The sequence below is a fragment of the Pseudomonas sp. 34 E 7 genome (genome assembly GCF_900005715.1).
Classification (GTDB): Bacteria; Pseudomonadota; Gammaproteobacteria; order Pseudomonadales; family Pseudomonadaceae; genus Aquipseudomonas; species Aquipseudomonas orientalis_A.
The window spans coordinates 75,982-89,408 of sequence record NZ_CVTX01000129.1; the positions used below are offsets into that span (position 1 = coordinate 75,982).

The window sequence follows — 13,427 nt, forward strand, 5'->3', positions numbered from 1 at the left end:
TGGATGCTCCGGCATGGCCACCCCTTCCCTGACAGCCTCACCCTCCGCCCCCAAACCGCGCCTGGACACCAAGCCCGGCCTGGTTACGGTGATCATGTTCTTCGCCGTGCTCGCCATGGGCCTGCTGTTCACCGCTTACAGCCTGATGCACGACATGCACGAAATGGGCGCCCAGCTCACCACCTGGACGCCGTTCCTGCTGCTCGGCGTGGCGCTGTTGATCGCGTTGGGCTTTGAGTTCGTCAACGGCTTTCACGACACCGCCAATGCGGTGGCCACGGTGATCTACACCAACTCGCTGCCGCCGCATTTCGCGGTGGTGTGGTCGGGCTTTTTCAATTTTCTCGGCGTGCTGCTGTCCAGCGGCGCGGTGGCGTTCGGCATCATTGCCCTGCTGCCGGTGGAGTTGATCCTGCAGGTGGGCTCATCGGCCGGCTTCGCCATGATCTTCGCCCTGCTGATCGCCGCGATCCTGTGGAACCTCGGCACCTGGTGGCTGGGTTTGCCGGCGTCGTCGTCCCACACGCTGATCGGCTCGATCATTGGTGTAGGCGTGGCGAATGCCTTGATGCATGGCCGCGATGGCACCAGTGGCGTGGATTGGAGCCAGGCGGCCAAGATCGGTTACGCGCTGCTGTTGTCGCCGCTGATCGGCTTTGCGTTTGCCGCCTTGCTGTTGCTGGCGCTGCGCGCCTTCGTGAAGAACCGCGCGCTGTACAAAGCGCCCAAGGGCGACACCCCGCCGCCGTGGTGGATTCGCGGCATGCTGATCGTCACGTGCACCGGTGTGTCGTTCGCCCACGGCTCCAACGATGGGCAAAAAGGCATGGGCCTGATCATGCTGATTCTGGTGGGCACGTTGCCGATGGCCTACGCGCTGAACCGCACCATGCCGGCCGATCAGTCACTGCAATTTGCAGCGGTGGCGGAAGTCACCCAGGCCGCATTGGTGAAATCCGCACCGCAGCCGGCTCCCGGCGATTCACGAGCAACCTTATCCACTTACGTGCGCACCAAAGAAGCCACCCCGGAACTGGTGCCCGCCCTTGCCGCCATCACCGGGCACATCGGCGCCGAAGTCAAAGGCTATGGCTCCCTTGCCGCGGTACCGGCTGAAGCCGTGGGCAACGTGCGTAACGACATGTACCTGACCAGCGAAACCATTCGCCTGATGGACAAGGGCAAGGTCGGCAATTTCGACGCCGACACCCAGGGCAAGCTGCAACTGTTCAAGCAACAGATCGACAGCGCCACGCGGTTTATCCCGCTGTGGGTCAAGATCGCAGTGGCCATCGCCCTGGGGCTCGGCACCATGGTCGGCTGGAAGCGCATCGTGGTGACGGTGGGCGAGAAGATCGGCAAGACCCACCTGACGTACGCCCAGGGCGCCTCGGCCGAGACCGTGGCGATGCTGACCATTGGCGCGGCGGACATGTTCGGTTTGCCGGTCTCGACCACCCATGTGTTGTCATCGGGCGTGGCCGGGACCATGGTGGCCAACGGCGGCGGCCTGCAGATGCGCACCATCCGCAATTTGCTGATGGCCTGGGTACTGACGTTGCCGGCGGCGATTGTGTTGTCGGGCAGCCTTTACTGGCTGTTCACCCAACTGTTCTGACCCACCCTCAATCGAATGTAGGAGCGAGCTTGCTCGCGAAAAACTTACAAGCACCGCGCTCATTCAGAAAGCACGCGTTATCGTTGACGTTTTTCGCGAGCAAGAGCTAGGCGCCCCCCTCGCTCCTACAGAAAGCGTGATAGGGCAAGCCCTTTCCCACATTGTTGGCGGCGCAAATTAAAGATGGGCTTGCAGGGTGGCCGCCAACCACTCCATGAACACCCGCACGCGCAACGGCAAATGCCGCTGGCCGGCGTAGAGCAATGACACGTCCAAAGGCGGTGCCGGGTAATCGGCCAGCACCGCGACCAATTCGCCACTGGCCAGCAAGTCGCGGATGCCCAGCCGGGGCACTTGGATAATGCCAAAGCCGCCCAGGCACGCCGCCTGGTACGCATCGGTGCTGTTGACGGTCACCCGCCCGGCCATTGGCAGCCGCAGCACCTTGTTGCCTTGCACGTACTCGAACCCCGCCGAGCGTGCGCCCAGCGGTCGTACGTAATGCACCAACTGATGCTGTTGCAGGTCAGCCAGAGTGTGCGGAATGCCGTGGCGCTGCACATACCCCGCGCTCACGCAGTTGACCATCGGCATGCTGCACACCCGCCGCGCCACCACGCTCTGGTCGGGCTGGGCACCCACGCGCACAACACAGTCGAAGCCTTCGGCGATCAGGTCCACCTGGCGGTCCGAGCTGCCGATTTGCATCTCGATCAGGGGGTGGCGCTCCATGAACGGGGGCAAGTTGGGCACGATCAGCGTGCGCGCTATCACGTTGGGCATGTCCACCCGTATGCGCCCGGCCAACTGGGTTTCGTCCTGTCGAAACAAACCCTCCAGTTCCTCCATGTGCGCCAGCAAATCCTTGCTGCGCTCATACAACACCTGGCCGTCCTGGGTGGCCTGCACCTTGCGCGTGGTGCGTTGCAACAGGCGTGCACCGAGCAGTTCTTCGAGGGCGCGCACCTGTTCGGACACGGTGGAGCGCGGTAAGCCAAGGCTTTCACCGGCCTGGGTAAAGCTCGACAGCTCGGTCACGCGCACAAACGTGCGCAACAGCTCAAGTTTATTCATGGGATTGTTCGCCCTGTCCGACCAGTGATTCCGGTATAGCGCTGTTTATCACGTTATGGGCGGACAAATACACTCAGTCCCATCATCACCCAAGAGGACTGCACCATGACCCCACGTAAAATCGCACTGATCACCGGCGCCAGCCGTGGCCTGGGCAAAAGCGCTGCACTGCACCTTGCCGCCCAGGGCGTCGATATCCTCGGCACTTACCACAGCAAGGCCGATGAGGCGCAGGCGTTAGTGACGCAAATCGAACAACTGGGCGGCCGCGCGGCGATGTTGCAACTGGATGTGAGCCAGAGCGCGACGTTCGCAGGTTTTGCCGATCAAGTGACTGACGCGCTCAAGGATGTGTTCGCACAGGATCAGTTTGATTTTCTGGTCAACAACGCCGGTATCGGTATTCACGCAAGCTTTGCCGAAACCACCGAAGCCCAGTTCGACCAACTGGTCGCGATCCAATTCAAGGGGCCGTTTTTTCTGACCCAGAAGCTGTTGCCGTTGATTCGCGACGGTGGGCGCATTCTCAATGTGTCCAGCGGTCTGGCGCGCTTCAGCCTGCCGGGCTATGCGGCCTACGCGGCGATGAAAGGCGCGATGGAAGTGCTGACCCGCTACCAGGCCAAGGAGCTCGGCACGCGTGGCATCAGCGTGAATATCCTCGCCCCTGGCGCGATTGAAACCGACTTCGGCGGCGGAGCGGTACGCGATAACGCCAACCTCAATGCCATGGTCGCCAACAACACCGCCCTGGGCCGCGCCGGTTTGCCCGACGATATTGGCGGGGCCGTGGCGCTGCTGCTGGCCGATGGAGGCCAATGGATCACCGGCCAGCGGATCGAGGCCTCGGGCGGCATGTTTCTGTAAGCGGCTGGCGACTACAGGGCGATTGGCGTTTTGCGGGTGACTCGTTCCCGAATCACGTCATACGCCCAGTGGTACACATAGGTGTATGGCAGGAAGAACAGCAGCACGCCAATGTCGAGGATGAACGCCTCCAACAGGCTGGTCTTCATCAATGCGGCAATCAACGGCACCGCCAGCAGGATCAACCCGCCTTCGAACAGCAGCGCGTGCAGCACCCGCGTGCGGCCACCGTTGGACAGGTGCAGGCGCACTTTAAGGCGGTCGAACAGGCTGTTGAACATGACGTTCCAGCTCAGCGCCAGCAAGCTGACGCCCAAGGTCACCGTGCCCATTTCCAAGGCCGGTCGACCGGTCACCCAGACCAGCAAAGGCGTACAGATCAATAAGGCCAAACCTTCAAACCCCAAGGCCTGGAAAACACGTTCAGTAATCGACTTGGTAGGGTGCATGACCCGGCTCCGTGAGTGACGATGGTTGCCATGATCACGTCCCAGGCCGATACTTCATAACCAATAACCATCGATCAAGGCGATAGTCATGGCCTCCCATGAAGTGCTCCAGGCGTTTGTCCAGGCCGCCACCCAGGGTTCGTTTTCCGCCGCGGCCCGCAAGCTGGGCAAGAGCCAGTCCACCATCAGCGCAGCGGTGGCCAGCCTGGAAATCGACCTGGATGTGGTGTTGTTCGATCGCGGCAGCCGCAAGCCGACGCTGACCCCGGCCGGCCATGTGTTGTTGCAGCGTGCCGAACAGGTGCTGGAGGCCAGCAGCCGGCTGGAACTGGCGGCCAGTCAATTGGCCCAGGGGCTGGAGCCGAAGCTGAGTATCGCCATGTCCGATACCTACCAGTCCGACCGTTTCGAAGTCGCCCTCAGCGCCTTTGAACAACGCTACCCGGACCTTGAGTTGGAATGCCTGATCGCCGAATGCGAAGACCTGATTGCCCTGGTGCAAAGTGGCCGGGCGCACATCGCGTTTATCGAGCAGCAGCAGGTTTACCCCCCGGACCTCAGTTGCTCGACGATTGAGGACAGCACCGAGATCGCCCTGTTCGTCTCGCCCAGACACCCGCTGGCGAGCCAGGCCGGTCTTGATCCGCATACCCTGCAAGCACATCGGGAACTGCGCCTGGCAAGCGTCATCAACCCTGACGAAAACCGTGGCGCCCAACGCGTGTGGTCGGCACCGAGCTACCTGATGCTGATGGAGATGGCGCAACTGGGCTTTGGCTGGGCCCCCATACCGCGCTGGTTGGTGGAGCGCTTCGGCGACGACCGGCTGGTCGAGCTCAAGGTGCGCGGTTGGCCACGCTCGGTGGCGGTGGATGCGCTGTGGTCGCGGCAACAACCGCCGGGCCCGGCGGGGAGTTGGTTGTTGGCAAAGATGCTCGAGTGAGCCATGAGGACCGGCGTATGCAAGGGGCACGAGCGCTATAAGCGGATGAGGTAGAATTCCCGCCCCTTGGTAGGATTTTTGGATATACCGCCCATGCAAACCCGCCTCGCCCCCTACGAAACGCTGAACGTTCTGCAAAAACAGCAACTGGACGGCCTGACGGTGCACCCCGAGCAACTGGCGTACTCCGGTGATATCTATTGCGCCCTGAACAGCCTGCTGGTCAATCCCAACCCCGACAGCGTCAAAGGCTTCGCCCTGCTCGCGGGCGACGTGCCCGTGGCGTTCCTGCTGCTCAAACGCCCACCGTGCCTGCCCCATTGGGCAGATGAACACAGCGCCACCTTGCATGCATTGCAGGTGGATCGGCATCAGCAAGGGCGCGGCTACGGCAAAATCTGTCTGCAGATGCTGCCTGCAGCGGCGCTACAGGCATGGCCGCAGATCAAGGCGCTGGAATTGTCGGTGGATGCGGACAATGTGGCGGCGATGGGGTTGTATCTGGGGGCTGGTTGGGTGGACAGCGGTGAGGCATACAAAGGGCGGGTCGGGTATGAGCGCAGGTTGAGCTGGGAGTTTGCAAGGTGAGTGGCGATCCAACCCGAAGATCCCTCGACTTGTCTACTGTGATGGTTGCCAGCTGCGCATGAGGGCCCACCCGTTGTTCAATAGGACTCCATCGTCGTCGCGTTGAGCGGTTATCAAGCAGGTATGGAAACCTCTACCCCCTCAAGGAGCAGACTCATGAGCATTCCAGCCAGACGCTCGAACATCGATGCCAATTCCGCAGGCAGCAAGGATCTGAGCTTCGGTAATACCCTTCCTAAAACAGGCGAGAGCTTTTTTTCGCAGATCACCGGCATTTCTGCATTACGAGACGATGGTTCAATTATCACGGCAGGCATTTGCTATTTTGAAAACCTGCCCTACATCGCCGTGTTCATCCATAACGCCGACGGTGAGCTCGACCCCGAGCATTCACCCATGTTTATTCCAACCACTGGTTTCGCCAGACTATTCAACCTGATCATCCAACCGGACGGTAAGCCCCTGCTTCTCTTCTCTTTGGGCGACGCTGCAATAGCGATGGTGGCCCGGTTCAATAAGGATGGAACCCTGGATACCGAGTTTGGTGTTGAAGGTACAAGCTCGCTCAATATCCGAATCCACGCCGGTCTGCTGCCCAGAAGTGGCCTTGCCGTCAGGCACGATGGGGCCATCCTGGTCGCTCACACCAGTACGCAAGAAAGCTATATCCATGAATTGAATAGCAACGGCACGGCGACCAACTTTGGAAAACCAGGGCCTGTCAAACTGGATGGAACGGCCGCCACGTCCTTGATAATCAGCTCCACGGGATTCGTAGTAGGCGGTGACAGGGCAGGCCAAGCCATGCTTCTGGGCTATGACGCAAGTGGTGAGCCTGATGTCGAATTTGGTGAAAGAGGCGAGAAAACCCTGGGGCAAAACCTCACTGTCTCGGCTCTGGCTCTCGGCCCTCAAGGCTCTATTGGGGTCGTAGGGGCGAGTCGCTTCCCCCCCGATGAGCAGAATTTCATCACGAAACTCCAGCCCAATGGCTCATTCAGCCAGGAATTCAACAACGGCTCCCCGAAGGTCACCGATGACAATAATACGGGTGCTTACACAAGTCTGATATTTCAAGACGATGGAAAAATGGTTGCCCTGGCCAGGGACTACGCAAGGGGCAGCTACGTCAATCTGGTCAGGCATACGCTGGGCGGATACTGGGACACCCTGTTCGGTATCGGCGGCGTCGCCGAGGCCTATAGAGTCCCGCAAGGCCGTCCCCTGACCGCCTTCGTGGACAAGCTTGAATGGGTTTCGGGCCACGGCAAGCTGCAGATTTCCGGCGATGTGTCCGGGGGATCGTTCATTGGGCGCGTGCTGAGTGTGTAGAGCCCGTCTCACTGCCCGACCAGGCACTGACAGGGGCCACTCCATCGGCCCCTGTTCCGATCAGACCTTTTGCCCAACCGGCAACCAGATCTCCACCGTCCCGGTGCCCTTCCTCGCATCAAAATCCGCGCTATAGCGCTCGAAATCCGCCCCCATCACCTTGTAGCCCGAGTGCGGCAGCCACTCGAACATGATGCGCTCGTAGGTTTGCTCAAGCGCCTGCACCGCCCCGTGATGAGGGAACACGGCATAGTTCAGTGGTGGAATTTCAATGAACTGGAAATTGCCCGGTACATCGCTTTTGCTGGGGACTTCAACACCGGCCATGTAGTCGAATTCGTCATGCCTGAGATTATGGCAAACACCATAGGTCACGCCGCCGACGCGCTTCTCGAAGTCCTTGATACAGCTGTCGAACAATTCCCGTAGCCGCGGAATGTCCCCCACGGTGGCTTTCGAATAACGCCCCTGGACGCCTGCGATCACCAGGGCCTTGCCGGCTTCCATGCGTGGTTCCAACGGTTGTCTTGTCTGCTGATCCATACGAACAGTCTCCTTCTTATGAGGGAACAAACCCGCAACGAGTATAGGGGCATATCCGCGCCGTACTCCATGCAGAAATTTTTCCTACGCATATGGACAACTTGCCATCATCGACCGTATTGTCTGCCCCGCAGGCCACCGCAGTGGCCGACGTCGCTCGGACGGTTCCGGGCGCTTACGTACCTCGAGGCAACAATGGCAGACCAAGGTTCGCCGCGCCGCTTTGCGCGCATAGATCGACTCCCCCCTTACGTGTTCAATATCACTGCCGAGCTGAAGATGGCTGCGCGTCGGCGCGGCGAAGACATCATCGACTTGAGCATGGGTAACCCCGACGGCGCCACGCCACCGCACATCGTCGAGAAAATGGTCACCGTCGCCCAGCGCGAAGACACCCACGGCTACTCCACCTCCAAAGGCATTCCGCGCCTGCGCCGGGCGATTTCGCGCTGGTACAAGGACCGTTATGAAGTGGATATCGACCCCGAAACCGAGGCCATCGTCACCATCGGTTCCAAGGAAGGCCTCGCGCACTTGATGCTGGCCACCCTCGACCAGGGCGACACCGTACTGGTGCCGAACCCGAGCTACCCGATTCACATCTACGGTGCCGTGATTGCCGGCGCCCAGGTGCGCTCGGTGCCGCTGGTGCCCGGCGTGGACTTCTTCGCCGAACTGGAGAGGGCGATACGCGGTTCGATCCCCAAGCCGAAGATGATGATCCTGGGCTTTCCGTCCAACCCCACCGCGCAGTGCGTGGAGCTGGACTTCTTCGAGCGCGTGATCGCCCTGGCCAAGCAGTACGACGTACTGGTGGTGCACGACCTAGCCTACGCCGACATCGTCTACGACGGCTGGAAAGCGCCATCGATCATGCAGGTGCCGGGCGCCAAGGACATTGCGGTGGAGTTTTTCACCCTGTCCAAGAGCTACAACATGGCGGGCTGGCGCATTGGCTTCATGGTGGGCAACCCGGAACTCGTCAACGCCCTCGCGCGGATCAAGAGTTACCACGACTACGGCACCTTCACCCCGCTGCAGGTGGCCGCGATTGCGGCGCTGGAAGGCGATCAACAGTGCGTGAAAGACATCGCCGAGCAGTATCGCCAGCGCCGTAATGTGTTGGTCAAGGGCCTGCATGAGCTGGGTTGGATGGTGGAAAATCCGAAGGCATCAATGTATGTCTGGGCCAAAATTCCCGAGCAATATGCCGCCATGGGCTCGCTGGAGTTTGCCAAGAAACTGCTGCTGGAAGCCAAGGTGTGTGTGTCGCCGGGGATCGGCTTTGGCGAGTATGGGGATGATCACGTGCGCTTTGCGCTGATCGAAAACCAGGACCGGATTCGCCAGGCGGTGCGGGGGATTCGCGGGATGTTCAGGGCCGATGGAATAGCACCGAAAGCCAGCGTCTGACTCGGTCAACATGTGGGAGGGGGCTTGCCCCCGATGGCAGTGGTTCAGTCACCAGATACAGTGACTGACACTCCGCTATCGGGGGCAAGCCCCCTCCCACATTTGACTGGGTGGCCACATAGGAAGCTGCGGTGCGGCCTACACCACCAACGACAGTGGTGGAGAATCCCAAAGCGTCGATGTATGGCTGGGCCTGAATTCGCCAGGCGGTGCGAGGGATTCGCGGGATGTTCAGGGTCGATGGGTTAGTTACAAAAAAGGCGGGTAAGCGACGCAATGAGGGTTCTGTCAGGCCCTTACTGGCGCGGGCCTGACAGATTAAAGAGTCGCCGTATGAACGCCCGTTCAAATCACTTCAAATGACAGGGGATTCGTTGGATGGGAAATCTGCGGTCCAGAATGCGTATAAGCACTGATCTTGTACGACCCCGGCCCCATGGAATGCTTGCTCAAGGAAAACTCCCACTCAGTCGGAAACGTAACCTGCGCAGTACCAAATTGTTGATAGGGCGAGTTGCTATTTTTCACCACGACTGCCGCTCCGGCAGGAGAAGCCCACCCTCTTATCACGAAATCTGCAGCGACCCTGTCCCCCTCCTTCAGGTTTTGAATAATAGGCGTCGGCACTAAGACTTTTGAGTCACTTTCTGGCTTATAACTGTCGTTTTCCATGATTTTTCCTCCAATGCTCGTCAAAAATGACGAGCTTCGGAGTCGTTTTAGAAGTCTTCGTGATCCCTCGATACTGTGAAAACTACCGGTTGCGACAGGTGGTTGAGGCCTACACCACCAACGACAGCAACATGATGAAGATCAGCGCCACCACCGACAGAATGGTTTCCATCGCCGTCCAGGTCTTGAACGTCTCGGCCACGGTCATGTTGAAGTACTGCTTGACCAGCCAGAACCCCGCATCGTTGACGTGAGACAGGATCAACGATCCCGCCCCCGTCGCCAGCACCAGCAATTCACGGTTAACCCCTGGAATCATGCCCACCACCGGCACCACGATGCCCGCGCCGGTAATCGTCGCCACGGTGGCCGAACCGGTTGCCACGCGAATCACCGCCGCCACCAGCCATGCCAGCAGGATCGGGTTGATCTGGGCGTTTACCGCCATGTGGCCGATGACGTCACCCACGCCGCTGGTCACCAGCATCTGCTTGAAGCCACCACCGGCACCGATGATCAGGATGATCGCGGCGGTCGGCGCAAGGCTGGCGTCGAGCAGTTTGAGGATCTGCTTGGAATGGATGCCCTGGCGATGGCCGAAGGTGTACAGCGACAGCAGCAATGCCAGCAACAGCGCGGTGATCGGGTGACCGATCATGTCCATCCAGTTGCGCACCACGTTGCCTTCGGCAAAGGCGATGTCGGCGAAGGTTTTGAGCAGCATCAGGAACACCGGCAGCAGCACGGTGACCAGGGTGATGGCGAAGCTGGGCAGCGCCTTGTTATCGGTCTCGCGGGCCAGTTGGTCGACCAGTTCCTGGGACGGGTTGCCCGGGATGTACTTGGCGATGAACGTACCGAAGATCGGGCCCGCAATGATGGCGGTCGGCAAAGCGACGATCAGGCCATACAGGATGGTCTTGCCGATGTCCGCGCCAAACACGCCGATGGCCAGCAGCGGGCCCGGGTGCGGGGGTACCAGACCGTGTACGGCCGACAAGCCGGCCAGCAACGGGATGCCGATCTTGATCAGCGACACACCGGTACGCCGCGCCACGATGAACACCAGCGGGATCAGCAGCACAAAGCCGATCTCGAAGAACAGCGGGATGCCCACCAGGAACGCGGCGAACATCATGGCCCACTGGACCTTTTCCTTGCCGAAGGCGCGGATCAGGGTCTGGGCGATCTGATCGGCACCGCCGGACTCGGCCATCATCTTGCCGAGCATGGTCCCCAGCGCAAGGATGATGCCGACAAAACCGAGCACGCCGCCGAAGCCGTCCTGGAACGCCTTGATGATCTTCTCCACGGGCATGCCCGAGGTCAGGCCGAGGAAGCCGGCCGCGATGATCAGTGCGATGAACGGGTGCACCTTGAACTTGGTGATCAGAACGATCAGGCCAATGATAGTGACGACTGCATCCAGCAGCAGATACGACTCGTGGGACATGCCAAACATGGGGATCTCTCCTGTTTGTTGTTGTTATTAAAGCGGGTGTTGAACTTCCTGCCGGGGATAGCGCTATCTTTCCGGCAAAAAATTAATGGGTAGGTTCAAAGCCGTGCTCGCGCCACCAGGCATTGGTCTGCTCGGCCAATGCCTCGACGCTGTCTTCGCTGGCATTGAGGGCCAGGGTCAGCGGCTCGCCCTTGGGCGACTCGAGGGTGGCGAACTGGCTGTCGATCAGGCTTGCCGGCATGAAATGGCCGGGGCGATGGGACACGCGGTCGGCGGCCACTTCACGGGTCAGCTCCAGGAATACAAAGCCCAGGCCCGGTGCGGCTTCGCGCAGGTGGTCACGGTATTTCCTTTTCAGCGCCGAACAGGTGAGCACTGGATGTTCACCGGCCTTGAGCGAGCGGCGCAATTCATCGCAGAGGATGTCGAGCCAGCCGGCGCGGTCGTCGTCGTTGAGGGGGTGGCCGGCGCTCATCTTTTCTATGTTCGCGGCGGGGTGAAAGCTGTCGCCTTCAATGGCGGTGGCACCGTTCAGGCGGCACAAGGCCTCGCTGACGCTGGACTTGCCACAGCCGGAAACACCCATGATGACCAGGGCGGTAACAGGTTGACTCATGAAACACCTCAGGACGCAGATAGCGCTACCTTTGCACAGCCTAAGGCTAGTGCAAAAACAGGCTTTTCCCGCGCCGTCTTGTCTTTTTTTATGGAGTGACGCGTGCATCCGCTCCAATCATTCGAACGGGATCAGGCAACCCAACGTTCAAGCATTTGCAGCCGTTTGGAGACAGCGCTACCTTAGTGCCTCGATTTTTGTTTGGCAAGCCGCCTGATGACCTCCAAGAACGATAAAAATACCCGCACCACCGGTCGCCCCACCTTGAATGAAGTTGCCCGTCTGGCCGGCGTCAGCCCGATCACCGCCTCCCGCGCCCTGCGTGGCATCAGCACGGTCGCCACCGAACTGGTGGAGAAAGTGCAGAAGGCCGCCGCCGAACTCAGCTACGTGGTCAACCCCGCCGCCCGCGCCCTGGCGTCGGCCCAGAGCCATTCGGTGGTGGTCCTGGTGCCGTCATTGTCCAACCTGCTGTTTATCGAAACCCTCGAAGCCATCCACCAGGTGCTGCGGCCCAAGGGCTTTGAAGTGCTGATCGGCAACTCCCACTACTGCCGCGACGAAGAAGAAAACCTGCTGCGCAACTACATGGCCTACCAGCCTCGCGGCTTGCTGCTGACCGGGTTCGACCGCACCGAAAGCGCGCGACGGATGGTCGAGGCCAGCAATGTACCATGCGTATACATGATGGATCTGGACCCTAATGCCGGGGTGAACTGCGTGGGCTTTTCACAGCTGGCCGCAGGCGAAACAGCGGCGGCGCATTTGCTGTCCCGTGGGCGCAAGCGCCTGGCCTACATCGGCGCGCAGTTGGACCAGCGCACCTTGCTGCGCGGTGAAGGCTTCCGCCGGGCCTTGCAGCAAGCGGGCCTGTACGACCCGGCGCTGGAGCTTTTGACACCTCGCCCCTCCTCCGTGGGCCTGGGCGGCGAACTGTTCCTGCAATTGCTGGCGGCGCATCCGGACGTGGATGCCATTTTCTTCGGCAACGACGACCTGGCCCAGGGCGCCTTGCTCGAAGCCATGCGCCACGGCATCAAAGTGCCAGAGCGTGTGGCCGTGCTGGGTTTCAACGACCTGCCCGCCTCGTCGTTCATGGTGCCGCGCCTGAGCAGCATCAGCACGCCACGGGAAGCCATTGGCCGGCGTGCGGCGGAGCACTTGCTGACCATCATGGCGGGCAACCGGATCGCCAAGCCGGTGGTGGATATGGGGTTCGAGTTGCAGGTGCGGGAGAGTACGTAGGACGGCTGTAGGAAGCGGCTGACATTAAGGCAAGCGCCTTGCTCCGTTACCTACGCTTACGTCAGAATCGGCCGGCTTGTGTGCCTGGGTGGCGGTCTTTAAGGTTTGCCGGTCGCTGAATTTCTCGGTGATCGGGTTTAGTAGCCTGAGTTTGGTCACTCCAAGTGCATAAGTCTGCCCGCGTTAATGGCGGCTGTGCGTAGGGCACTTTCGAGTGCGCCGGCTTTGAGTGTCCACCGGTCTACTAACCTGCGTACAGTTGCCACCCTCGTTTAGTAGCGATACGGCGGCAGCCCATTCCAGGATGCTCTCATGATCAAAAAACTCGATACGCCGCCAACCACCCTCTTCACCCTCGTCCCCGATGTTTCCACCGAAACCCTGCTGATCAACAGCTACGAAACCGTATGCTCCGTCAGCACCTTGCTGCTCGACCTGTCCGATGACCTCACCGGCAAACACCGTGACGTGGCCCTGGCCATTCATCAACTGAGCGAGCTGAGCGTCTTGCTGGTGGGCAAAGCCATGGACCAGCACACACCACGCTGTTAAAGCCTGACTCAATCGAAAATGTGGGAGGGGCGGTGCGACGATTCGACTTGCCC

General features: G+C 60.4%; 14 protein-coding genes. 8 read left to right on the forward strand and 6 right to left on the reverse strand.

Going from position 1 to position 13,427, the window contains the following annotated elements; genetic code table 11:
* Positions 1–13 precede the first annotated feature (13 nt).
* Positions 14–1,618, forward strand: coding sequence for an inorganic phosphate transporter (locus BFP96_RS11240; RefSeq protein ID WP_065895012.1), 1,605 nt, complete (start codon positions 14–16; stop codon positions 1,616–1,618).
* 177 nt (positions 1,619–1,795) lie between these two features.
* Here BFP96_RS11240 and BFP96_RS11245 read toward each other — a convergent pair whose 3' ends face one another.
* On the reverse strand, positions 1,796–2,692 hold the full coding sequence (locus tag BFP96_RS11245; protein WP_065936220.1) for a LysR family transcriptional regulator: 897 nt from the start codon (positions 2,690–2,692) through the stop codon (positions 1,796–1,798).
* A gap of 105 nt (positions 2,693–2,797) precedes the next feature.
* Here BFP96_RS11245 and BFP96_RS11250 point away from each other — a divergent pair, with 105 nt between their 5' ends.
* Positions 2,798–3,559, forward strand: a complete 762-nt coding sequence (locus BFP96_RS11250; RefSeq protein WP_065936221.1) for an SDR family NAD(P)-dependent oxidoreductase — start codon at positions 2,798–2,800, stop codon at positions 3,557–3,559.
* Between the two features lie 11 nt (positions 3,560–3,570).
* On the opposite strand, the gene BFP96_RS11255 is transcribed toward BFP96_RS11250, so the two are convergent.
* Positions 3,571–4,008: a multidrug/biocide efflux PACE transporter gene (locus BFP96_RS11255; RefSeq protein ID WP_065936222.1), complete on the reverse strand. Its 438-nt coding sequence runs from the start codon at positions 4,006–4,008 to the stop codon at positions 3,571–3,573.
* Positions 4,009–4,096: 88 nt separating this feature from the next.
* Here BFP96_RS11255 and BFP96_RS11260 point away from each other — a divergent pair, with 88 nt between their 5' ends.
* The 3 genes from BFP96_RS11260 to BFP96_RS11270 all read left to right on the forward strand — a co-directional run bounded on the left by BFP96_RS11260 (position 4,097) and on the right by BFP96_RS11270 (position 6,871).
* The gene (locus BFP96_RS11260) at positions 4,097–4,951 is read left to right on the forward strand and encodes a LysR family transcriptional regulator (RefSeq protein ID WP_065936223.1); all 855 of its coding nucleotides are present in this window, start codon (positions 4,097–4,099) and stop codon (positions 4,949–4,951) included.
* Between the two features lie 93 nt (positions 4,952–5,044).
* On the forward strand, positions 5,045–5,539 hold the full coding sequence (locus BFP96_RS11265) for a GNAT family N-acetyltransferase (protein WP_065895140.1): 495 nt from the start codon (positions 5,045–5,047) through the stop codon (positions 5,537–5,539).
* 156 nt (positions 5,540–5,695) lie between these two features.
* Positions 5,696–6,871, forward strand: coding sequence for a hypothetical protein (locus BFP96_RS11270; RefSeq protein WP_065896433.1), 1,176 nt, complete (start codon positions 5,696–5,698; stop codon positions 6,869–6,871).
* Between the two features lie 60 nt (positions 6,872–6,931).
* On the opposite strand, the gene BFP96_RS11275 is transcribed toward BFP96_RS11270, so the two are convergent.
* Complete coding sequence (locus BFP96_RS11275; protein WP_065936224.1) at positions 6,932–7,414, reverse strand: GyrI-like domain-containing protein; 483 nt, start codon at positions 7,412–7,414, stop codon at positions 6,932–6,934.
* 195 nt (positions 7,415–7,609) lie between these two features.
* On the opposite strand from BFP96_RS11275, the gene alaC reads away from it, so the two are divergent.
* Entirely contained in the window at positions 7,610–8,827 is a 1,218-nt protein-coding gene (gene alaC, locus BFP96_RS11280) for an alanine transaminase (RefSeq protein WP_065895020.1), read from the forward strand.
* 345 nt (positions 8,828–9,172) lie between these two features.
* On the opposite strand, the gene BFP96_RS11285 is transcribed toward alaC, so the two are convergent.
* The 3 genes from BFP96_RS11285 to BFP96_RS11295 form a co-directional block, all read right to left on the reverse strand.
* The gene (locus BFP96_RS11285) at positions 9,173–9,499 is read right to left on the reverse strand and encodes a hypothetical protein (RefSeq protein ID WP_065936225.1); all 327 of its coding nucleotides are present in this window, start codon (positions 9,497–9,499) and stop codon (positions 9,173–9,175) included.
* A gap of 109 nt (positions 9,500–9,608) precedes the next feature.
* Positions 9,609–10,961: a GntP family permease gene (locus tag BFP96_RS11290; protein WP_065887726.1), complete on the reverse strand. Its 1,353-nt coding sequence runs from the start codon at positions 10,959–10,961 to the stop codon at positions 9,609–9,611.
* 82 nt (positions 10,962–11,043) lie between these two features.
* Positions 11,044–11,577 (reverse strand): gluconokinase, encoded by a 534-nt coding sequence (locus BFP96_RS11295; RefSeq protein WP_065887724.1) that lies wholly within the window; start codon positions 11,575–11,577, stop codon positions 11,044–11,046.
* Positions 11,578–11,790: 213 nt separating this feature from the next.
* On the opposite strand from BFP96_RS11295, the gene BFP96_RS11300 reads away from it, so the two are divergent.
* Entirely contained in the window at positions 11,791–12,822 is a 1,032-nt protein-coding gene (locus BFP96_RS11300) for a LacI family DNA-binding transcriptional regulator (RefSeq protein WP_163003364.1), read from the forward strand.
* 312 nt (positions 12,823–13,134) lie between these two features.
* Positions 13,135–13,374, forward strand: coding sequence for a DUF6124 family protein (locus BFP96_RS11305; RefSeq protein WP_065936227.1), 240 nt, complete (start codon positions 13,135–13,137; stop codon positions 13,372–13,374).
* Positions 13,375–13,427 lie beyond the last annotated feature (53 nt).